The organism is Burkholderia sp. BCC0419 (assembly GCF_902830285.1).
In the GTDB taxonomy this organism is placed as follows: Bacteria; Pseudomonadota; Gammaproteobacteria; order Burkholderiales; family Burkholderiaceae; genus Burkholderia.
Window position 1 is genome coordinate 336,903 of sequence record NZ_CADESR010000002.1, and the last position, 22,230, is coordinate 359,132.

Below are 22,230 nucleotides of genomic sequence, written 5' to 3' on the forward strand. Positions count from 1 at the left end.
CTGCGCCGTCAGGCTGGGCCGGCCGCGTCCGCCTCGGTGTCGAACGGCGTATCCGCGACGCGCGAGCGTTTCAGCGAGCCGGCCAGTTTTTCGATCGCGTGCAGGTCCAGCGCATCGAGGTGCTCGCGCATTTCCTGCACGAACGGCGCATGGTCCGGCTCGTCCGCATACTGGCCGAGCCATTCCTCGATATCGGTCAGCCGGCCTTCGCCGGCGAGCGCGATCAACTCGGCGAGCGCATCGGCGGGCGGGCTGCGCATCGCGGGCGCGGCGCTGGCCGGTTCCACTTCGTCGGCGGGATGAAACCGCCTGACGAGCCCCGACACCGGCGCGAGCGCATGACCGAGGGCGGGCGCGACGACCGCGAACGAGAACGTCGTGCCGCCCCCCGGCTGGCTCGCGACGGCCAGCTCGCCGCCCATCGCGGCGACGATGCGCTGCGCGATGAACAGGCCGAGCCCGGTGCCGCCGTTCACCGCCTGCACCTGCTGGTACGCGCGGAAGATGTCGGTGGTCGCGGTGATGTCGATGCCGATGCCCGTATCGGCCACCTCGAACAGCAGGCGCCATGCGTCGCCTTCGCGCGATGCGTGAACCGACAGCGTGACCGTGCCGTCGCGCGTGAATTTCGATGCGTTGGACAGCAGGTTCAGCAGCACCTGTTGCAGCCGGATGCCGTCGATCAGCACCGTGCGCGGCAGCGGCGTGACCGGCCGGTAGATGAACCGGTTGTCCTGCTGCGCGCACAGCGCGAGCGCGTAGTGGCCGATGTCGTCCAGCAGCCCGGGCAGGTCGGTGCGGTCGGGCGCGACGCCGAGCGGCTGCAGTTCGGCCTTCGTGAACGCGAGCAATTCGTCGATCAGCGCGAGCTGGTAGCGGATGCTGCGATCGATCGACCGGATCAGCCGCGTCTGGCCGCGCGTCGCGCCTTGCAGCAGCAGCTTCGCATAGCCGTTGATCGTCGACAGCGGCGCGCGCAGGTCGTGGCTGACATAGCCGAGCGTTTCGATCTTCTGCTGCATGTGCGTTTTCGACTGCTGCAACGCATCGTTGAGCGCCACCGTGCGCCGCGCGACCTCGTCGCGCAGCCGATCCTGCTCGGTGAGCTGCCAGTGTTCGAGCCGCTTGCGCGCCTCGGTGCGCTGTCGGCCCACGTGGTGAATCCACGCGGCCAGCACCAGCAGGTGCGTCGCGAGCCCGATGATCGCGATGACGGGGTTCGGATGGACGTCGGACCGGATCCACGACAGCACGGGCGGCAGCGCATCGCGGCCGTCGAGCATGCGGATCAGCATGTTGAACGTCGCGAACGCGACCGCGATCAGCATCACGCGGGCCGTCGGCGTGCGCCGGATCACCAGCATCAGCGCGAGGCTGATGTTCACGATCGCGAGCACGGTGTTCAGCCACAGGCAGAACCACGCGAAGGTCGCCAGATCGCCGAACGCCGCGCCGGTTATTCCCGCGCATTCGAGCGCGAGAAACACCACGTACACCGCGCGCATCGGCATCTTCGCCTTCTCGCGATGCGCGACCATCAGGATGAACACGATGAAGCACGCGATGGACAGGTACGCGAAGATCGTTTCGCCGCGCGTCGACCATTCGCGCGCGCCGGGCGATACGAGCATCGCGAGATAGCCGCGGTACGCGGCTTCGAACAGCGCGGTGTTCAGGGTCAGTGCGGCCAGCACGTGGAACACGCCGCTGCGCGAGAAAAAGCCGATCAGCAGCGCGCACCAGACGAGTGCGAGCAGCCCGCCGAAGAACCCGAAGTTCCACATCGACGCGTGCAACTCCTGCGCGATCCACGCGTCGCGGGTGAACGCGACCGGCGCAAGCCGCATTTCCTTGCGCGACGTGATGCGGATCAGCACGGGGAGCTGCTCGCCCGCGCGCAGCGCGACGTCGAGGGTCGGGTAGCGCGACGGCGCGTCGCGCGCGTCGCCGCGGTCGGTCGGGAAGTTGCGCTCGAGCGTCCATTGGCCGTGCCGGCCGACATAGAAGTCGGCCCGGTCGACGCGCGCATCGCGAATCGCCAGCACCAGCGGGTGCGTCTCGCTGTCGCGGTTGACCAGCGTCGCGCGGACCCACCAGGCCGAGCGCGAAAACGTCACGTTGAACGCAGTGCGGGCCGTGGCGGCTGCGTGACGCGACGGTTCGGCGAGCCGCGCGGCGACATCGTCGACGGACAGGGTCGTGCCGGCGTCTTCGAAAACCGATACGGCTTCGAGTTGCGCAGGATTCGGCGCCGTGGCGGCACGGGCCGTCGCGCACGTGACGGCTAGCGCCGCCAGAAGCAGGAGCATCGCGCGACATCCTGCCGCCCATGCCGCGGAGTGCCTACGCATCGCCGTGGCGCCCCCCCGGTGCGGCCGGCGCGTCGACCGCGTGGCGCTGGCGCCGCCAGTCGGACGGCGTGATGCCGAAGCGTTCGCGGAACGCCGTCGCGAAATTACCGGGTGTGGAAAAGCCGATTTCCTCGGCGATGTCGCCGATCCCCATCGACGTTTCCGACAGGAAGTGCATCGCGGCGCGCAGCCGCGTGTCGCGCAGGTACTCGAAGACGGTCTGGCCGAGATGGTCGCGGAACACGCGCGAGAGCCGCTTTTCGTGCGTGCCGACCTGCTTCGCGAGATCCTCGAGAGCCGGCGGATGGCGCAGGTCGCGCAGCAGCACGTCGCTTGCCGCGCGCACGAGCGCCGCGTCGGGGTTGTCGGGCAGTTCCGGCAGGTGCGCGAACGGCTGGCTGCGTCGCACGCGCTTCAGGTGATTGCGGATGCGCGCGATGACTTCCGCCGGTTCAAAGGGCTTGATGATGTAGTCGATCGCGCCCGTTTCGAGCCCCGCGATCCGATCCTCGAGATCGCCGGCGGCCGTCAGGATGATCACCGGAATGGATTGCGTCGACGGTGTCGACGCCAGCAGCCGGCTCGCGGCGAAACCATCCATGCGCGGCATGCGGACGTCCATCAGGATCAGGTCGGGCGCGATGGCCTGCGCACGGTGATAGGCCTGCAGCCCGTCGAACGCGACGCTGATCCGGCACTGCGCGGTGCGCAGGATTTCGGTCAGGAGCCGCAGGTCGTTCGGGCGGTCGTCGACGATAAGAATATGTGCGCCAGCGAGATCCGGCGTGGTGCGTGGCGACGCCGAACTGGAGCGGGATGACATGGTTGCGAACGCGTTGGAAGGGAGGGGCCTGTCAGGTCGGAGGCATCGCTATCTGCACGATTGTTGCAAAAAATTATATGCCGACAACAGCGTCGATTGTGATGATTCCGTGCGGCGCGTGGGGGCTTGTCGCATGGGCATCGCGGGTGCGCGGCGGTGCGGTCCGCCGTTCGGGAAAATGGGTCGGAAAAATGTGCCGAATCGATTTCGAAAATTGCGGTCTTTATTTCCGGTTAAATGATTTCAAGCATGTAAATGGCCCGGATGATGAATTTATGCTTTCGCTGTCGAAATCCGATGGTGACGGCGTAAATCGAATTCCATGATTCCTTGTCGGTCGATTGAGTTTGATGTAATCCGGGCGGGTATTCCTCTTCCCGGAAAATCTGATTTCCTGAAAATGTGTATGAATGTAAATGCCGTCCGCTCTGGAAAAGGATTTTTCCGCTGCGGAAAAGGTTTGTTTGGACGAATGTCGGCACACTAGCCCCAGCGCGGCTGGAGTCGGTTCTTTGGATGCTTTCGGCTGCCGTAAAAATTGCTGTTGCCGTCGCTTTCCGGGTAGTCAATATTCAATGTCACATTGAGTGATGACATTCACGGATGATGAGATGGCGGTGACAAAAGAATAACGGGCACGAGGGTAATGCAAACGTCATAATTCGCGAAATTTTTCGATATACAAGATGAGTCGCGAAATGACGAGATGGGTCTGGGTGTGAGGCATCGGGCGAAAAGAAATCGTCAAGCAAATTCGATCGATTAATTCGGTGCCGGGGTCGTTCGGCGAGTGGCCGGTTTTTTTCCGGAAATCCGGAAAAGCCGGTTGCCGGCCGGACGGAAAGGGGTGAGTGACTTCGCGTGGGCCGCCGGACGATTTGATCGATCCGGAGGCCGCGCGCGGTGCGCTATCGAATCAGGCGGATACGAAAAATATGAATACGACAAGCATGGCAGGTCAGGGCGTCGGGTCGATCGATCCGGTGCCGGCTGTCGGCGTCAGCGATCCGGCGGCGCATGCTTCAGACGCGGGGACAGCATGGCGCCTTTCGCCGCCTGAATGAAAGATGACGGGCCGCCCGCGATGCGGGCCGGCGTCCGTTCGTCCAGCGTCCGAGCGACGCTTTTCCGATGAGATTCGACGTCGCCCTTCGGCGGGTGCGACGGTGTGCGCGCGTGCGGATTCGCGACGCGTCGTGCGCCATGTCGCCGCCGGGCAGGCGATGTCGACTTCCGTGAATCGATAACCGGCGATCGCCATCGCGCATCGTGCCGAACGGGCATGCGCGGCGATCGGTCGTGCGCTCGCGATGTGGGTCGAGCGTGTCGCGCAACGCTGTTCGTAGTTTTTATTAGTAATGCGAAGTGAGAAGCGGAGCGTCGCGAGGCAGGCGAAAGCGGAGAGGGTCCGTGCTTCGCCTGACGCCGCGTTCGCTGTTGCGTCATCCAGCACATGAGAACCGAGGGAACACAAGATGAACAAGTCGTTCAAGTCGATCTGGAACGAAGCATTGGGAGCCTGGGTTGCGGCTTCGGAGCTTGACCGGGCACGCGGCAAGCGTGTCGCGTCGTCGCGCCACGCGGCGGCGCATGCCGCGAGCGCGGGCGGTTCGACGCACGCGGGCACGCCTTCGCTGCGACGGCTCGCCATGCTGATGGCGTCCGCGTATCTCGCGTTGTTCCATGTGGGCGCCCATGCGCAGTACGCGCCGGATGGCGGTACCGCGTCGGGCGGCGTGACGGCGATCTCGATCGGCCTCGGTTCGACTGCCGCGCAGCAGAATTCCACCGCGCTGGGCAACCTGTCGACGGCGCAGGGTCTGTCGGCCACGGCGCTGGGCCCAGGCGCGCATGCGATGGCCGACGGTTCGACGGCGATCGGCATCAATGCGCAGGCGACTGGCGTCAACAGCGCATCGCTCGGCGTGCAGGCGATCGGTTCGGGCGCCTATTCGGTTGCCGTCGGCAACCTGTCGAGCGCGACCCAAAGCGGCTCGGTGGCGATGGGCAGCGGCGCGGCGGCGACCGGTGTTTCCGCAGTGGGGTTGGGCAATAACGCGCTGGCATCCGGCCAGTATGCAGCCGCGCTGGGTCTCGGCGCGAGCGCGGCCGGCGCGCAGAGCGTCGCGCTCGGCTATGCGACGCATGCGACCGATACGGGCGCGGTTGCTGTCGGCAATCAGGCGACGAGTACCGGCGCGGCAGGCGTGGCCGTCGGCAGCGGTGCACTGGCGACCGGTAATTCCGGCGTCGCGATGGGTGTCAACAGCGGCGCGAAGGGCACCTCGTCGATTGCGATCGGCTGGGGCGGCACCGCGGGCGTGCCCGGTTCGGGCACGCAGTCGCTCGGCACGAGCTCGATCGCGATGGGCTCGAACACGAGTGCCGGCGCGGACAATGCGCTGGCATTCGGCCTGAACGCCAATGCGTCGGGTCTCAGTTCGATCGCGATGGGCGTGCAGTCGACCGCGACGCAGCAGTTCGCGATTGCGCTCGGCAATCTCGCGCTCGGCAGCGGCGTATCCGCGACCGCGCTGGGCCCCGGCGCGACGGCGTCGGCCACGAATGCGACGGCGGTCGGCATCAACAGTGTCGCGGCGGCGAGTTCGACCGTGGCGATCGGCGATTCCAACTCGGTTGCCGCGGCGGCAGGGGCGGGTTCTGTCGCGGGCGGTTACGGCTCGAAGGTGCTGGGCGGTATCGGCGCCGTCGCGCTCGGCTTCGGCCAGACGGTGAGCGGCAACGGCGCGGTGGCGATCGGTGATCCGAGTACCGCGATCGGCACCGGCGCGGTCACGATGGGGTCGAACAACACCGCGAACGGCGACGGTGCGGTCGCGATCGGCAATACCAACAACGCGCAGGGCACGGGTTCGCTGGCGCTCGGCAACACGTCGACGGCAGCGGCGGCGGGGGCGGTCGCGTTCGGCGCATCGGCCGTGGCCAACAACGCAAGCGATGTCGCGCTCGGCTCGGGATCGACGACGGCCGCGCCGAATCCGACGGCCAGCGCGGTCATCGGCGGCGTCACGTACAACTTCAACGGCATCAACCCGACCAGCGTCGTCAGTGTCGGTAAAGCAGGCAGCGAGCGCCAGATCACCAACGTCGCGGCCGGGCGCATCGATTCGTCGAGCACGGATGCGATCAACGGGTCGCAACTCGCCGCGACGAACACGGCGCTCGATTCGCTGTCGACGTCGACGGCGTCGAGCATCACGTCGTTGTCGACCGGGGTTTCGTCGTTGTCGACGGGGCTCAGTTCGACCAATAGTGCGGTGACGTCGTTGTCCACGTCGACGTCGACGGGCATCAGTTCGCTGTCGACCGGCTTGAGTTCGACCAACAGTGCGGTGACGTCGTTGTCCACGTCGACGTCGACCGGTATCAGTTCGCTGTCGACCGGTTTGAGTTCGACCAATAGTTCGGTAACGTCGTTGTCCACGTCGACATCGACGGGCATCAGTTCGCTGTCCACCGGCCTGAGTTCGACCAACAGCGCGGTGACGTCGCTGTCGACCTCCACATCGACGGGGCTGTCGTCGGCCAATAGTTCGATCACGTCGTTGTCCACCTCGACCTCGACGGGCATCAGTTCATTGTCCACAGGGCTGAGCTCGACGGACAGCACGGTCACGTCGCTGTCGACGTCCACGTCGACGGGCCTGTCGTCGGCCAATAGTTCGATCACGTCGTTGTCCACCTCGACCTCGACGGGCATCAGTTCATTGTCCACAGGGCTGAGCTCGACCGACAGCACGGTCACGTCGCTGTCGACGTCCACATCGACGGGCCTGTCGTCGGCCAATAGTTCGATCACGTCGCTGTCCACGTCGACGTCTACGGGTATCGGTTCGCTGTCCACCGGCCTGAGTTCGACGAACAGCGCGGTGACGTCGCTGTCCACGTCGACATCGACGGTCGTCGGCTCGTTGTCGACCGGCTTGAGTTCGACCAATAGCTCGGTGACGTCATTGTCCACGTCGACCTCGACGGGCATCAGCTCGCTGTCAACTGGCCTGAGTTCGACCAACAGCACGGTGACGTCACTGTCGACTTCAACGTCGACGGGCATCAGTTCACTGTCCACCGGCCTGAGTTCGACGAACAGCAACCTGACGTCGCTGTCCACGTCGACGTCGACGGTCGTCGGCTCGTTGTCCACCGGCCTGAGTTCGACGAACAGCAACCTGACCTCGTTGTCCACGTCGACGTCGACCGTCGTCGGCTCGCTGTCCACCGGCTTGAGTTCGACCAACAGCTCGATCACGTCGCTGTCCACGTCGACCTCGACGATCGTCGGTTCGCTGTCCACTGGCCTGAGCTCGACGAACAGCAACCTGACCTCGCTGTCGACTGCCACGTCGACCGGGATCGGTTCGCTGTCGACGGGCCTGAGCTCGATCGCGAACAACAACACGAACCTGGGCAACAGCACGGCCGGCGCGATCGGCGGCGGCGCCACCTACGATCCGACCACCGGCGCGATCTCGGCGCCGTCGTACGTGACGTACAACAGCGACGGCTCGACGACGATCAACAACAACGTCGGCTCGGCGATCGACAACATCAACGCGAAGGGCATCAAGTACTTCCACGCGAATTCGACCGCGCCGGACAGCCAGGCGGTGGGCGTCGACAGCGTGGCGATCGGCCCGAACGCGATTTCGAAGGTGGACGGCAGCATCGCGCTCGGCTCGGGTTCGGTGGCCGACCGCGCGACGGTGCCGGCGTCCGGGATCATCCGCAACGGCACCGCGTCGATCCCGTTCAACACGACCGACCAGACGCTGCTCGGCGCGGTGTCGGTCGGCGACGCGACGAGCAAGACGTATCGCCAGATCACCAACGTAGCCGACGGCACCGGCCAGCAGGACGCGGTGACGGTGCGCCAGCTGACCGGCGCGCTGCAATCGTTCGCGGTCACGGGCCAGAAGTACTTCCACGCGAATTCGACGGCGGCGGATTCGCTCGCGGTCGGCGCGGATTCGGTCGCAGTCGGGCCGACGACGGTCGTCAACGGCGACAACGGCGTGGGCATCGGCAACGGCGCGATCGTCGACCAGACCGCGCCGGGCGGGGTCGCGATCGGGCAGGCGGCGAGTTCCGCGCAAGCCGACGCAATCGCACTCGGCAGCGGCGCGACGGCGACCGGCGCGCAGTCGGTCGCGCAGGGCGCCAACGCGGTGGCAGTCAGCGTGGGCAGCGTCGCGCTCGGCTCGGGTGCGCGCAGCACGGCGACCGATGCGCTCGCGCTCGGCGCCGGTGCGTCGGCGACGTTCGCGAACAGCGTGGCGCTCGGCGCCGGTTCGCTGACCACGGTCGGCGCGCTGACGAACTACGTCGCGTACGGGCTGAGCAGCCCGCAGTCGTCGGCCGGCGAGGTGAACATCGGCAATCGCCAGATCACCGGGCTGGCCGCCGGCAAGAGCGGCACGGACGCGGTGAACGTATCGCAGCTCGATTCGGTCGCGAACCAGCTGACGACGCTGATCGACCAGCGCACGACCAACCTCGGCGGGCAGTACACGACGAACCCGAACGGCGCGAACGTGCCGCCGGGCTCGACCGGCCCGAATTCGTCGGCGGGCGGTTCGGGGGCGGTCGCATCGGGCTCGAACAGCACGGCGGTCGGCAACAGTTCGCTCGCGTCGGGCAACGGCTCCACCGCGATCGGCGTGGGTTCGACGGCATCGGGCAACAACTCGGCCGCGATCGGCACGGGCAGCAACGACGGCGGCCGCTCGAACGTGGTTGCGGTCGGCTCGGCGGATTCGGCGCGGCAGGTCGTGAACGTCGCGGCCGGTACGCAGGGCACCGACGCGGTGAACGTGAACCAGCTGAATGCGGTATCGACCCAGTTCACGCAGTCGCTGAACACGGTCAACAACCAGCTCACGCAGATGCAGCAGCAGATCCAGCAGACGGATTCGATGGCCCGCGAGGGGATCGCCGCGACCGCCGCGATGGCGTCGATCCCGCACATGGACCGCGATTCGAACTTCGCGATGGGGGTCGGCACGGCGACGTTCCAGGGCCAGAAGGCCATGGCGGTCGGCGCGCAGGCGCGCATCACGGAGAACCTGAAGGCGACGCTGAACGGCGGCTTCGCAGGCAGCCAGCGCGTCGTCGGCGCGGGCATGCTGTATCAGTGGAAGTGATCGCGCGCAGCGGTTCGTTCCGGCACGCGTGGCCGGAGCGGACCGCGCCGAACGCAAACGCATGCGCGTGCGGCCGCGCCGCACGCTGCGCCCATCGCATTCTCGGAGTCATCAAGTGAAAAACATCCATCTTGCCCTACTGGCGTCCGTCGTTTCCCTCGCGGCCTGTTCGAGTGCGTCGGGGCCGACGTACAACGCCTACGAACTGCAGTCGCGAAACGGCATCCGGACGTTCCAGGTCGATTGCCACGGCATCCTGTCGACCGCGAAGACCTGCATGAAGGTCGCGACGCGCATGTGCGGCAACGAGCCCGTGCGCCTGGTCGACACCACCACGCCGTACCGCGACGGCGCCGATCCGCATTCGATCGTGTTCCAGTGCGGGGCGGCGTCCGCGCCGGCCGCCGCGGCCGTTGCGCCGGCGCCCGCGCCGGTCGAGAAGGTGAGCCTGACCGGCGATGCGTATTTCGCGACCGACTCGGCCGTGCTGACGCCTGTGGCCACCGCCGCGCTCGACACGCTGCTGAACCAGCAGGCCGACCGGCATTTCTCCCGCGTGGAAGTGGACGGCTATACCGACGCGACCGGTTCGGATACGCACAATCAGGCGCTGTCGAAGCGCCGGGCGAATGCCGTTGCCGGGTATTTGCGCGAGCACGGGCTGAAAGCGGATGCGTTTGCCGCGACCGGTCACGGAGAAGCCAATCCGGCGGCGTCGAACGATACCGCCGAAGGGCGCGCGCGCAATCGTCGTGTGGAAATCTCGCTGCAGAAGTAGGACGCTGCGACCGGGTTGCCGCAGGCGTAGCCGCCGAAGCGGGGCGGCTCGCTTGCGGCAACGATGCTCGACGCAGACCGCGGCGGCGCGAAAGGCCCGTCGCGGCGTGCGCATGCGGTGTCCGTCGCGTGGACGACGAGGCCGCCGCGCGGCGGCTTGCGTCGGCACGCGGATCGCCATCCGCACCGGGCCGTGGATCGGCGCTCAGTGCCTGATCACGCAGACGGCCACGATCTCGTATCCCGGGTCGGCATGCGCGCTCGCGACTTTCTCTGCTTCGTCATACGAACCAAAGGATGCGGCGTCTTCGATGGCCGGCGCCATGCCGATATCGCCGTCCTCGGCGGTGCACAGGAACTGCTCGCCGGTCTTCACGACATAGATGGACGTCAAGGTTCCCTCCATGGTTTGCAGGGGGAAGTTCCAGTCTAGCAGGCAGGAACGAAGTCGGCGGCGGCCGCGAATCCCGGCCGTCAATCGGGGCCGGTTTGTCGATTCGGCCTGCCGTGAAGGGCCGGATTCGCGGACGCGGGCCGGCGTCGGCCGGCGAGCGCGCGGCGGGGCCGCGACGCGCGGGGAGAGCGGAAAGCCGTGCACAATACGCGCATGCGCGCCCCCGATCTTGAATGCCTTGTCGCCGTCACCATGCCCTTCGGAAAGTACCAGGGCCGACTCATTGCCGACCTGCCCGGACCTTACCTCAACTGGATGGCTCGCGAAGGGTTCCCGCGCGGCGAACTCGGCCGCCAGCTCGCGCTCATGCACGAGATCGACCATAACGGCTTGCGGCACCTGCTGGAGCCGCTGCGCAAACCCGCATAGCGCGGCATCGCGCCCGGCCGGTCGCCCAGCGCGTTGACTGCAACGCGGCGATGTCGTGCGCGCTCGAGCGCGGCGTCACATGCCGCGGTGCGGACGAAAAACCAATCTTGCCGACCGGAAGCCAGGCGTGATCTGGAGCGCTTTAACGCATTCGTCCGTTCATGGAAAACTGTATGAATATACAGTATAGTATCCGTCGAACCCGGGCCGCGCGGGCATCACTTGTCGCGGCCCGCGCCGCGCCTGCGGGCATCCGCCGCAGCGTTCCGGCACCGTGAATTCCGGCTAACTCATTCAGACGGGCAGGCAAATTGTCATCCAGCAATCTGATCCGCATTCGCGGAGCACGTCAGCACAATCTCAAGAATCTCGATCTCGACCTGCGCACCGGCGAAATGACGGTCGTGACCGGCCCGTCGGGCTCCGGCAAGTCGAGTCTCGTGTTCGACACGCTGTACGCGGAAGGCCAGCGGCGCTACGTCGAAACGTTCAGCGCATACGCGCGGCAGTTCCTCGACCGGATGGATCGCCCGCAGGTCGACCGCGTCGACGGCGTGCCGCCCGCGATCGCGATCGACCAGACCAACCCGGTTCGCAGCTCGCGGTCGACCGTCGGCACGATGACCGAGCTGAACGACCACCTGAAACTGCTGTACGCGCGCGCGGCCGAGCTGTTCGACCGCCAGACCGCGCGGCAGGTGCGGCACGACACGCCTGAAACGATCTACGCGGAGCTCGTCGCGCGTACGCAGGCCGACGATCCGCGCGTCGTCGTCACGTTCCCGGTCGAATTGCCGGAAGCGGTGTCCGACGAGGAAATCGCGCAGTGGCTGTCGGCGAGCGGCTACACGCGCGTGCAGGCGCGGCGCGAAGTCGCGTCGCCCACCGGGCCGCGCAAGGTGCTCGACGTGGTGGCCGACCGTTTCCGCGTGCAGCAGGCCGACAAGGTGCGGGTGGTCGAGGCGATCGAGGCGTCGCTGAAGCGCGGCGGTGGCCGCGTGAACGTGTACGTGCTGGCGCCGGACGCGGAAAACACAACGGCCGAGCCGCAGGTGTGGCGCTTCTCCACGGGCTTGCACGATCCCGACAGCGACCTGCGCTACGCGGAGCCGCAAGCCGCGCTGTTCTCGTTCAACTCGGCGTACGGCGCGTGCGAAACCTGCCGCGGCTTCGGCCGCGTGATCGGCGTCGATCTCGGCCTCGTGATTCCCGACGCGCGCAAGACGCTGCGCGGCGGCGCGATCAAGCCGATGCAGACGCCCGCGTGGAAAGAGTGCCAGGACGACCTGATGCGCTACGCGGCGAAGGCCGGCATCCGGCGCGACGTCGCGTGGTCCGAGCTGACGGACGCCGAGCGCGACTGGGTCGTCAACGGTTCGCCGGACTGGAACGGCAAGTGGCAGAGCCAGTGGTACGGCGTGAAGCGCTTCTTCGGCTACCTCGAATCGAAAGCGTACAAGATGCATATCCGCGTGCTGCTGTCGAAATACCGCAGCTACACGCCATGCGACGTGTGCGGCGGCGCGCGCCTGAAGACGGAATCGCTGCAATGGCGGCTCGGCTCGAAGGAGAATGCCGACGGCGTGCTCGCGCCGGGCGATCGCTTCATGCCGCGCGGCGTCGACTGGAGCCGCGCGCAGCTCGAGGCGCTGCCGGGCCTGACCGTGCACGACCTGATGCTGCTGCCGATCGAGCGCATCCGGCGCTTCTTCGACGAAATCGTGCTGCCGAGCGCGTTGCTCGACGATGCATTGAAGCTGCTGCTCGCCGAAGTGCGCACGCGCCTGAAATACCTGTGCGACGTCGGGCTCGGCTACCTGACGCTCGATCGTCAGAGCCGCACGCTGTCGGGCGGCGAGGTGCAGCGGATCAACCTGACGACCGCGCTCGGCACGTCGCTCACGAAAACCCTGTTCGTGCTCGACGAACCGAGCATCGGGCTGCATCCGCGCGATCTCACGCGGATCGTCGAGGCGATGCAGCGGCTGCGCGACGCGGGCAATACGCTGGTCGTGGTCGAGCACGACCCGTCGGTGATGCTCGCGGCCGATCGGTTGATCGACATGGGCCCCGGCCCGGGCGAACGCGGCGGCACGATCGTCTATGACGGCACGCCGGGCGACATCCGTTCCGCGCACACGCTGACGGGCGAATATCTCGGCGGCCGCAAGCAGGTCGCGCACGCGTCGAACTGGCAGCGCCGCGTGGTCGACGCCAACACGCCGCGCATCGTGCTCGAAGGCGCGACCGAGCACAACCTGCGTGACGTCACGGTCGAAATTCCGCTGCAGCGGCTCGTGTGCGTGACCGGCGTGTCCGGCTCCGGCAAATCCACGCTGCTGCAGGACGTGCTGTACCCGGCGATGGCGCGGCATCACGGCAAGGCGACCGAATCGCCGGGCGCGTTCCGCAGCCTCACGGGCGCCGACCAGGTCGGCGACGTCGTGTTCGTCGACCAGTCGCCGATCGGCAAGACCACGCGCTCGAACCCGGCGAGCTACGTCGGCGCGTTCGACGAGATCCGCAAGCTGTTCGCGAAGGCGCCGCTCGCGCTGCAACGCGGCTACGGCGCCGGCACGTTCAGCTTCAATTCGGGCGACGGCCGTTGCCCGACCTGCGGCGGCTCGGGCTTCGAACACATCGAAATGCAGTTCCTGAGCGACGTCTATCTGCGTTGCCCGGATTGCGACGGCAGCCGCTACCGCGCCGAGATTCTCGAAGTGCGCATCGAGCGCGACGGCCGCGCGCTGAACATCGCCGACGTGCTCGACCTGACCGTCAGCGAAGCGGCCGCGTTCTTCGCGACCGATGCCGAGGTGTTGCGCGTGCTGCAGCCGATCGTCGACGTCGGCCTCGAATACGTGAAGCTCGGCCAGCCGGTGCCGACGCTGTCGGGCGGCGAAGCGCAGCGCCTGAAGCTCGCCGGCTTCCTCGCCGAATCGGCGGCGGCTGCCAACGGGCGCCGGGTCGCGACGGAAGAGGCGCGCATCGCGCGCGCGAAGCTGTTCATGTTCGACGAGCCGACCACCGGGCTGCACTTCGACGACATCGCGAAGCTGATGCAGGCGTTCGGCAAGCTGCTCGCGGCCGGCCATTCGCTGATCGTGATCGAGCACAACCTCGACGTGATCCGCGCGGCCGACTGGCTGATCGATCTCGGCCCGGAAGGCGGCGACGGCGGCGGCCTCGTGCTGTGCGCGGGCACGCCCGACGACGTGAAGGCCTGCGCCGAATCGCATACCGGCGTGGCGCTGCTGCAGTACGATCACGCGATGGATGGCGAAGCGGCGGTGGCCGACGAAGGCGCGCCGCTGCAGGCCGTGCTGAACGCGGCGCGCGCGCGCCGGGCGATCGAGGGCGAGGACGTCGTGCGGATCGTCAACGCGCGCGAGCACAACCTGAAGTCGCTCGACGTCGATATCCCGCACGGCAAGTTCAACGTGATCACCGGCGTGTCGGGGTCCGGCAAGTCGACGCTCGCGTTCGACATCCTGTTCCACGAAGGCCAGCGCCGCTACCTCGAATCGCTGAACGCGTATGCGCGCTCGATCGTGCAGCCGGCCGGCCGCCCCGAGGTCGACGCGGTGTACGGCATTCCGCCGACCGTCGCGATCGAGCAGCGGCTGTCGCGCGGCGGCCGCAAGAGCACGGTCGCGACCACGTCCGAGGTGTGGCACTTCCTGCGGCTGCTGTACGTGAAGCTCGGGCTGCAGCACTGTATCCACGACGGCACGCCGGTCACGTCGCAATCCGTCGAATCGATCGCCGCGCAACTGCTGCGCGATCATCGCGGCGAACACGTCGGGCTGCTCGCGCCGCTCGTCGTCAACCGCAAGGGCGTGTATACGGATCTCGCGAAGTGGGCGAAGGCGCGCGGCAGCACGCATCTGCGCGTCGATGGCGAGTTCGTCACGGTCGATCCGTGGCCGAAGCTCGACCGTTTCCGCGAGCACACGATCGAATTGCCGGTGGCCGATCTCGTCGTGTCGCCGGACAACGAGGCCGAGTTGCGGCGCAGTCTCGACGAGACGCTCGAGCTCGGCAAGGGCGTGATGCATCTGCTCGCGCCGCTCGACGGGCTGCACGATGCGATGCGGAACGAGCATTCGACCGCCCGGGTCGGCGCGGTCAAGGTGCTGTCGGTCAAGCGCGCGTGCCCGGTGTGCGGCACGAGCTATCCGGAGCTGGACCCGCGGATGTTCTCGTACAACAGCAAGCACGGCTGGTGCACGACCTGCGTCGGCACCGGCGTCACGCTCACGCGCGAACAGCGCGCCGCGTACGACGACACGGTGCTGGCCGAGGACGGCCGCGGCCGCGAGCAAACCTTGCCGTCGGACGAGCAGGAGCCGGAAGGCGTCGGCAACGAGCCGTGCCCGGATTGCCACGGCACGCGGCTGAACCCGTCCGCGCGCGCGGTCACGTTCGATGCGCATCCGATCGTCGAGGTCGCGCAATGGACGGTGTCCGATACGCGCCGCTGGATCGATACGCTCGAACTGACCGGCCGCGACGCGCAGATCGCGCGCGACATCGTCAGCGAGATCGGCAGCCGCCTCGCGTTCCTCGAGGAAGTCGGGCTCGGCTACCTGAGCCTCGACCGCGCGGCGCCGAGCCTGTCGGGCGGCGAAGCGCAGCGTATCCGGCTGGCCGCGCAGCTCGGCAGCAACCTGCAGGGCGTCTGCTACGTGCTCGACGAGCCGACGATCGGCCTGCATCCGCGCGACAACCAGATTCTGCTCGACGCATTGCGCAAGCTCGGCGACAAGGGCAATACGCTGGTCGTCGTTGAGCATGACGAGGACACGATCCGCCGTGCGGATCACATCATCGACGTCGGCCCGGGCGCCGGCAAGCGCGGCGGCACGCTGGTCGCGCAGGGCGCGGTCGCCGATCTCGCCGCACAGGCCGATTCGGTGACGGGGCGCCTGCTCGCGCAGCCGATGCTGCACCCGCTGCAGCCGCGCCGCAGCGTGAGCCTGCCGGGCAAGAAGGGCGGGGCGGCCGTGCCGGAAGCCTGGCTGACCGTGCATGGCGCCCGGCTGCACAACCTGCGCGACGTCACGGTCGGCATTCCGGTCGCGCGGCTCGTCGCGGTGACGGGTGTCAGCGGCTCGGGCAAATCGACGCTCGCGCGCGACGTGCTGATGACGAACCTGCTCGACGCGGTCGGCCGCTCGGTGCTGTCGTCGCCGGCCACGCGGCGTGCGCGCAAGGCTGCGCAGCAGGACGCGCCGGCCGCCAACCGCCGCTCGAGCGTGCTCGCGCGCAGCGCGCCGCGGCCGTCGCTGAACGTCACGCATGCGTGGCAGGGCTGCGAGTCGCTGAGCGGCTGGGAGCAGATCGATCGCGTGCTCGAGGTCGACCAGACGCCGATCGGCAAGACGCCGCGTTCGTGCCCGGCGACCTATATCGGCGTGTGGGACACCATCCGCAAGCTGTTCGCCGATACGCTCGAAGCGCGCGCACGCGGTTATACGGCGTCGCGTTTCTCGTTCAATACCGGCGACGGGCGCTGCCCGGCCTGCGAAGGGCAAGGCGTGCGCACGATCGGCATGAGCTTCCTGCCCGACGTGAAAGTGCCGTGCGACGTGTGCCACGGGCAGCGCTTCAATCCGGAAACGCTCGCCGTCACGTGGCGCGGCCGGAACATCGGCGACGTGCTGACGATGGAGATCGACGAGGCGGTGGAATTCTTCGCGCCGATTTCGAACATCGCGCATCCGCTGCAGTTGATGAAGGACGTCGGGCTCGGCTATCTGACGCTCGGCCAGCCGTCGCCGACGCTGTCCGGCGGCGAAGCGCAGCGCATCAAGCTCGTCACCGAGCTGACGAAGGTGCGCGACGACATCACGCGGCGCGGCCAGAAGGCGCCGCACACGCTGTACGTGCTCGACGAACCGACGGTCGGCCTGCACATGGCCGACGTCGCGAAGCTGATTCGCGTGCTGCACCGGTTAGTGGATGCGGGGCATAGCGTCGTCGTGATCGAGCATGACCTCGACGTGATCGCGGAAGCCGACTGGATCATCGATCTCGGGCCGGAAGGCGGCGTGGGCGGCGGCACGATCGTCGCGGCGGCGCCGCCGGAAGCGCTCGTGCAGGTGAAGGCAAGCCATACCGGGCAGGCGCTGAAGCCGGTGCTGGCCCGAACGGCCAGCGAAGGCGCCGAAGTGGAGCAGCAGGGCGCGGCGCGGGTCGGCTGAACGCGGTGCTTCCGGCGAGCGGCCCCGGTGCCTGGTGAGGCATCGGGGCCGCTCCTGTTTCGTCATTCGTCGTTCATGTCGACGCCGCTCACTCCCCCTTCACGCCAATCGTCTCGATGATGGTCTCCAGTTGCGGGCTCATCGGCAGGTTGAGACTCAAGCCCGACGGAAGCGGGCGCAGGAACCAGCGCTTGTATTGACGCGCGATCTCGCCGTCGGCGGCCAATTCCTGGAACGTGCTTTTCACGACCTGCGCGAGCTGCGGATCGTCCTTGCGGAACATGATTCCGTACGGGTCGTAGGACAGGAAGTCGCCCACCACGTCGTACTGGCCGCCCTTGGCCGCATTCTCGGCGATCAGGCCGTACAGCAGCACGTCGTCCGTCGCGAACGCGTCGGCGCCGCCGTTCGCGACGAGCGCGAAGCCCTGCGCATGGTCCGGCACCACCTGTAGCTGGATCCCGAGCCTGAACCGTTCGTTCAGGTCGCGCAGCGCCTTCTCGTTGGTCGTACCGGCCGTCACCGCGACTTTCTTGCCCGCGAGATCGCGGAACGAGTGGATCGGCGCGCCTCGTTTCACCATCACCTTCGTGCCGGCCACGAAGATGATCGGCGAGAACGCCACGCGCTGCTGGCGCTCGAGGTTGCTGGTCGTGGAGCCGCATTCCAGATCGACCTTCCCGCTGACCACCGCGTCGATGCGATTGTCGGACGTGACCGGCACCCAGCGGATCGTCAGGCTCCGGTTGATCGCATCCTCGATCGACGACACGAGCGCCTTGCACAGCTCGATCGAATAGCCGATCGGCTGGTTGCGCGCGTTCAGGTACGAGAACGGGATCGACGCGTCTCGATAGCCGAGCGCGATCGTGCCGCTGCCGCGCACCTTCGCGAGCGTGCCGGTCAGTTGGGCCGGCGCGAAGGGCTCGACGCGCGGCTGCGTCGACGGCGTATCTTCCGCGCGCGCGGCCGCGCCCGTGGCGAGCAGGCCTGCGAGCGCGAGCGCACGCCAGAATCGCTGCATCTTCATCGCCGGGCCTCCGTCAGACTTCCGTCGGATGTGCGATCGTCGCGTCCTGTTCCGCTTCGATGCGCGCCGCGTTGGCTTCGGCTTCCGCTTCCGACAGGAGCTGGCCTTCCCACTTCGCGACCACCGCGCTCGCGATCGAGTTGCCCACCGCATTGGTGGCCGAGCGGCCCATGTCGAGGAACGTGTCGACGCCGAGAATCAGCAGCAGACCGGCCTCCGGCAGCCCGAACTGGTGCAGCGTGGCCGCGATCACGACGAGCGAGGCACGCGGCACGCCGGCCATCCCCTTCGACGTCAGCATCAGGACCAGCAGCATCGTGATCTGCGTGCCGAGCGACAGGTGCATGTTGTATGCCTGCGCGATGAACAGCGACGCGAACGTGCAGTACATCATCGAGCCGTCGAGGTTGAACGAATAGCCCATCGGCATCACGAAGCTCGAGATCTTGCGCTTCACGCCGAAGCGGTCGAGCGCGTCGAGGATCTTCGGGTACGCGGCTTCGGAGCTGGCCGTCGCGAACGACAGCATGAACGCTTCCTTGATCAGCGCGAGCAGCTTGAACACGCGAGGGCCGAGGAACACCAGCCCGGCACACACGAGCAATGCCCAGAGCAGGAACAGGCTGAGGTAGAAGTCGCCCATGAACACCGCGAACTTCAGCAGTACCGACAGCCCGTTGACCGCGACGGTGGCGGCCATCGCGGCCATCACCGCGAGCGGCGCGAGCTTCATCACGTAGCCGGTGATCTTCAGCATCACGTGCGACAGCTGGTCGATCGCGGCGATGAGGATCTTGCCGCGTTCGCCGAGTGCGGCGAGCGCGACGCCGAAGAACATCGAGAACACGACGATCTGCAGGATTTCGTTGTTCGCCATCGCCTCGGCGAACGACCTCGGCACCATGTGGCCGACGAAATCCTTCAGCGTGAACTTGGACGTCGCGAGGTTCGCGGATGCGCCGATGTCCGGCAGCGGCAAGCCGAGATTGTCGCCGGGCCGCAGCAGGTTCGCCATCAGCAGGCCGAGCAGCAGCGAGACCAGCGACGCGGTGATGAACCAGCTGATCGATTTCGCGAACACGCGTCCGACCGAGGCCGCGTCGCCCATGTGCGCGATGCCGACGACCAGCGTGGAGAAGACGAGCGGCCCGATCACCATCTTGATCAGGCGCAGGAACACGTCGGAGACGAGCGAGATGTACCCGGCGACTTCGGCGGCGGCCTTCTTGTCCGGAAAGCTCGTGAAGACCATGTAGCCGATCGCGATGCCTGCCGCCATCGCGATCAGGATCCAGACGGCTGCAGCATTCTTTTTTCGCATCGTAAGCCTCCCATGCAGCGGTTTCGCAATCGGGGATGGGAGGACGATACAGGACCAGAATGGCGATGAACAGTGCAACCGGGTCCGGGTTTGCGCTAGCGCCGGGTCACGGCCGAGCGGGCGACGGCGATCGCGCCGGTGGCGCTTCGTGCCTGCGGCCGGCGCAACCGGATACGGGTTGGTGCGGCGCAGCACATCGCCTGCTCGGCGGCCGCCGGGTGGCGGTGACCGGCGCCGCGTCATTGGCCCATGTCCTGCGCCAATCGCAGGACGATGTTGCGTTGCCGGGGGCGGTCCTAGTCATGCGCCCGCGGATCCAGCAGGCTCGTGCTGAAATCGCACGCCTGCGCCGCGAGCCCGACGATCTCGGCGGTCAACGAATGGGCGCGTTCGGCGCGATGCAGTGCGACGTAGCGAACCGGCGGCAGTGCCGGCTGCGTGCGCACGATCTCCAGCGCGTCGCAAGCGACGAGATGCGCGACGCACGCCTTCGGCAGATAGCTGATTCCCAGGCCCGACAGCGTGAGGCCGATCTGCGCGAGCAGGCTGTTGCTCGACAGCGCGCGCTGAACCGCGACGCCGTGTTCCTGCAGAAAGCGCGTGTACAGGTGCCCGGTGCCCGACAGGTTCCCCTGCAGGATCAGCGGAAACCGCGCGAGGTCCGTCAACGAAAGGGCGGCCCGGGACGTCGGCACGAATCCGGCCGCGCACATCCACGCGTTGTCGACCTCGCCGACCGCCGTCGCCGTGAACGCGTCCGTCGCATGAATCTGCGGGACCACGATCAGATCGATCGTGTCGGCCGCGAGCCGGTCGCGCAGCGTCGCGGTCAGGTCCACCTCGGCCTCCACGTGCACGCGCGGATACGCGGCCTGGATCGCCGCGATCAGGCGCGGCAGCCACGTCAGCGCGGTCAGTTCGGTCACGCCGATCCGGACATGCCGCACCAGCGCTTCCTTCGAACTCATCCGCTCGACCACGCGGTCGCGCTGCTCGAGCAATGCCTTCGCATGGTCGAACAGCTCCGCGCCCTTGTCGGTGAGCCGCGCACTGCGATGCGCGCGATCGAACACGGTCAGGTCGAACGCGCGTTCGAGCTCCTGGATCCGCTTCGATACGGCCGACTGCGTCGTATTGAGGCGCGTCGCGGCCGCGTCGAACGAGCCGAGCTGCACGATCCAGTACAGCGCTTCCATCTGCTTGAACGTCAGCATCGCGTGTCACTCGATAGATGAATAAAAGCGATATGTTCTCATGTCAAAAAATCGCTTTTTTTACATATTTCGGCTGTTTAAGGTGCTCCCGTTGCGTCGCCTGGCGAGTGCGTTCATCAGAAAAACGCGCCGCATCGCACCCAGCGTTCAATCGAACCCCCATTTTTGGAGATTGCATGGACACCGTCATCGACTCCCCGCCCGTCGCCGGCGCGGCCCGCAAGCCGCGCGTCGGGCTCGCGTGGCAGATCGTCATCGGCCTCGTCATCGGCATCGCGACCGGGCTCGTGCTGAACCGGTTTCCGCAATTGCGCGACACGGCCGTGTCCGGGTTGCTGCAGCCGGCCGGCGACATCTTCATCAAGCTGGTGCGGATGATCGTCGTGCCGATCGTGTTCACGAGCATGGTGATCGGCATCGCCGGCGTGGGCGACGGCAAGTCGCTCGGCCGCCTCGGCATCAAGACGCTGCTCTATTTCGAGGTGATCACGACGATCGCGATCGTGCTCGGGCTCGTGATCGGCAACGTGCTGCAGCCCGGCGTCGGCACCGACATGTCGCAACTCGGGCACACCGACATTTCCCGCTACCAGCAGGCCACGCAACAGGTGCAGCAGGCGCACCACGGGCTGATGGCGCTGGTGCTCGGCATCATCCCGGACAACATCGTCGCGTCGATGGCGAAGGGCGACCTGCTGCCGGTGATCTTTTTCTCGCTGCTGTTCGGGCTCGGGCTGCAGTCGGTGCCGGAAGAACATCGCAAGCCGGTGCTCGCGATGCTCAAGGGCGTCGCCGATGCGATGTTCAAGGTGACGAACATGGTGATGCGCTATGCGCCGGTCGGCGTGTGCGCGCTGATCGCGGTCACCGTCGCGAGCTTCGGCTTCGGCTCGCTGCTGCCGCTGCTGAAGCTGGTCGCCGTCACTTACTTCGCGATCCTGCTGTTCGCGATCGCCGTGCTCGGCGTGACCGCGCGGCTGTTCGGGTTCCGCCTCCTGACGTTGCTGCGCGTGATCAAGGACGAGCTGATCATCGCGTTCTCGACCTGCAGCTCGGCGACCGTGCTGCCGCAGCTGATGAAGAAGATGGAGGACTACGGCGTGCCGAAGAGCATCACGACGTTCGTGGTGCCGACCGGTTACACGTTCAACCTCGACGGCGCGTCGATCTATCTCGGCATCGGCACGCTGTTCGTCGCGCAGCTCTATGGCGTGCACCTCGGCTGGCAGCAGCAGGTGCTGCTGACGCTGACCATGGTCGTCACGTCGAAGGGTGCGGCGGGTGTGCCGGGCTTCATGTTCGTGATCATGCTCGCGACGCTCGCGAGCGCGGGGCTGCCGCTCGAAGGGCTCGCGTTCATTGCCGGCGTCGACCGGATCATGGACATGGGCCGCACCGCGCTGAACGTCGTCGGCAACGCACTCGCGCCGCTCGTCATCGCGAAATGGGAAGGCCGGTACGACGCGGAAAAGGGCCGCGCGTACGTCGAATCGCTGCGCGGCTGACTGCCGCCATGCACGCATC

General features: G+C 67.0%; 13 protein-coding genes. 6 read left to right on the forward strand and 7 right to left on the reverse strand.

Going from position 1 to position 22,230, the window contains the following annotated elements:
* Positions 1 to 8 precede the first annotated feature (8 nt).
* On the reverse strand, positions 9 to 2,351 hold the full coding sequence (locus HWW87_RS15080; RefSeq protein WP_175820951.1) for a sensor histidine kinase: 2,343 nt from the start codon (positions 2,349 to 2,351) through the stop codon (positions 9 to 11).
* A complete protein-coding gene (locus HWW87_RS15085; protein ID WP_175820952.1) occupies positions 2,344 to 3,174 on the reverse strand; it encodes a response regulator in 831 nt (276 codons plus the stop codon). The genes HWW87_RS15080 and HWW87_RS15085 overlap by 8 nt, the downstream gene beginning before the upstream one ends.
* Here HWW87_RS15085 and HWW87_RS15090 point away from each other — a divergent pair.
* Positions 3,168 to 3,500 (forward strand): hypothetical protein, encoded by a 333-nt coding sequence (locus HWW87_RS15090; RefSeq protein WP_175820953.1) that lies wholly within the window; start codon positions 3,168 to 3,170, stop codon positions 3,498 to 3,500. The two genes, HWW87_RS15085 and HWW87_RS15090, sit on opposite strands and share 7 nt — an antisense overlap.
* Positions 3,501 to 4,132: 632 nt before the next feature.
* Here HWW87_RS15090 and HWW87_RS15095 read toward each other — a convergent pair.
* Entirely contained in the window at positions 4,133 to 4,666 is a 534-nt protein-coding gene (locus HWW87_RS15095) for a hypothetical protein (protein WP_244107234.1), read from the reverse strand.
* Between HWW87_RS15095 and HWW87_RS15100 the strand changes: the two genes are divergently transcribed.
* Both HWW87_RS15100 and HWW87_RS15105 read left to right on the forward strand, forming a co-directional pair.
* Positions 4,650 to 9,335 (forward strand): YadA-like family protein, encoded by a 4,686-nt coding sequence (locus HWW87_RS15100; protein ID WP_175820954.1) that lies wholly within the window; start codon positions 4,650 to 4,652, stop codon positions 9,333 to 9,335. The genes HWW87_RS15095 and HWW87_RS15100 overlap by 17 nt on opposite strands.
* A gap of 115 nt (positions 9,336 to 9,450) precedes the next feature.
* Positions 9,451 to 10,113: an OmpA family protein gene (locus tag HWW87_RS15105; RefSeq protein ID WP_175820955.1), complete on the forward strand. Its 663-nt coding sequence runs from the start codon at positions 9,451 to 9,453 to the stop codon at positions 10,111 to 10,113.
* Between the two features lie 204 nt (positions 10,114 to 10,317).
* On the opposite strand, the gene HWW87_RS15110 is transcribed toward HWW87_RS15105, so the two are convergent.
* Positions 10,318 to 10,506: a hypothetical protein gene (locus tag HWW87_RS15110; RefSeq protein WP_175820956.1), complete on the reverse strand. Its 189-nt coding sequence runs from the start codon at positions 10,504 to 10,506 to the stop codon at positions 10,318 to 10,320.
* Positions 10,507 to 10,719: 213 nt separating this feature from the next.
* On the opposite strand from HWW87_RS15110, the gene HWW87_RS15115 reads away from it, so the two are divergent.
* The gene (locus HWW87_RS15115) at positions 10,720 to 10,935 is read left to right on the forward strand and encodes a DUF3820 family protein (protein WP_174386746.1); all 216 of its coding nucleotides are present in this window, start codon (positions 10,720 to 10,722) and stop codon (positions 10,933 to 10,935) included.
* Between the two features lie 311 nt (positions 10,936 to 11,246).
* Positions 11,247 to 17,141 (forward strand): excinuclease ABC subunit UvrA, encoded by a 5,895-nt coding sequence (uvrA, locus tag HWW87_RS15120; protein WP_175820957.1) that lies wholly within the window; start codon positions 11,247 to 11,249, stop codon positions 17,139 to 17,141.
* Between the two features lie 88 nt (positions 17,142 to 17,229).
* Here the strand turns inward: uvrA and HWW87_RS15125 are convergent, their stop codons facing one another.
* From HWW87_RS15125 to HWW87_RS15135, 3 genes are all read right to left on the reverse strand, one after another.
* Positions 17,230 to 18,171 (reverse strand): amino acid ABC transporter substrate-binding protein, encoded by a 942-nt coding sequence (locus HWW87_RS15125; protein ID WP_175820958.1) that lies wholly within the window; start codon positions 18,169 to 18,171, stop codon positions 17,230 to 17,232.
* Between the two features lie 13 nt (positions 18,172 to 18,184).
* Complete coding sequence (locus HWW87_RS15130) at positions 18,185 to 19,492, reverse strand: dicarboxylate/amino acid:cation symporter (RefSeq protein ID WP_175820959.1); 1,308 nt, start codon at positions 19,490 to 19,492, stop codon at positions 18,185 to 18,187.
* A gap of 296 nt (positions 19,493 to 19,788) precedes the next feature.
* The gene (locus HWW87_RS15135; protein ID WP_175820960.1) at positions 19,789 to 20,706 is read right to left on the reverse strand and encodes a LysR family transcriptional regulator; all 918 of its coding nucleotides are present in this window, start codon (positions 20,704 to 20,706) and stop codon (positions 19,789 to 19,791) included.
* 176 nt (positions 20,707 to 20,882) lie between these two features.
* Between HWW87_RS15135 and gltP the strand changes: the two genes are divergently transcribed.
* The gene (gene gltP / locus HWW87_RS15140; RefSeq protein ID WP_175820961.1) at positions 20,883 to 22,211 is read left to right on the forward strand and encodes a glutamate/aspartate:proton symporter GltP; all 1,329 of its coding nucleotides are present in this window, start codon (positions 20,883 to 20,885) and stop codon (positions 22,209 to 22,211) included.
* The last annotated feature ends 19 nt before the right edge of the window (positions 22,212 to 22,230 follow it).

Coding starts and splice junctions, on each gene's coding strand:
- HWW87_RS15080 (WP_175820951.1), bottom strand. CDS start 2,351: ATGCGTAGGCACTCCGCGGCATGGGCGGCAGGATGTCGCGCGATGCTC.
- HWW87_RS15090 (WP_175820953.1), top strand. CDS start 3,168: ATGACATGGTTGCGAACGCGTTGGAAGGGAGGGGCCTGTCAGGTCGGA.
- HWW87_RS15085 (WP_175820952.1), bottom strand. CDS start 3,174: ATGTCATCCCGCTCCAGTTCGGCGTCGCCACGCACCACGCCGGATCTC.
- HWW87_RS15100 (WP_175820954.1), top strand. CDS start 4,650: ATGAACAAGTCGTTCAAGTCGATCTGGAACGAAGCATTGGGAGCCTGG.
- HWW87_RS15115 (WP_174386746.1), top strand. CDS start 10,720: ATGCGCGCCCCCGATCTTGAATGCCTTGTCGCCGTCACCATGCCCTTC.
- HWW87_RS15125 (WP_175820958.1), bottom strand. CDS start 18,171: ATGAAGATGCAGCGATTCTGGCGTGCGCTCGCGCTCGCAGGCCTGCTC.
- HWW87_RS15130 (WP_175820959.1), bottom strand. CDS start 19,492: ATGCGAAAAAAGAATGCTGCAGCCGTCTGGATCCTGATCGCGATGGCG.
- HWW87_RS15135 (WP_175820960.1), bottom strand. CDS start 20,706: ATGCTGACGTTCAAGCAGATGGAAGCGCTGTACTGGATCGTGCAGCTC.
- gltP (WP_175820961.1), top strand. CDS start 20,883: ATGGACACCGTCATCGACTCCCCGCCCGTCGCCGGCGCGGCCCGCAAG.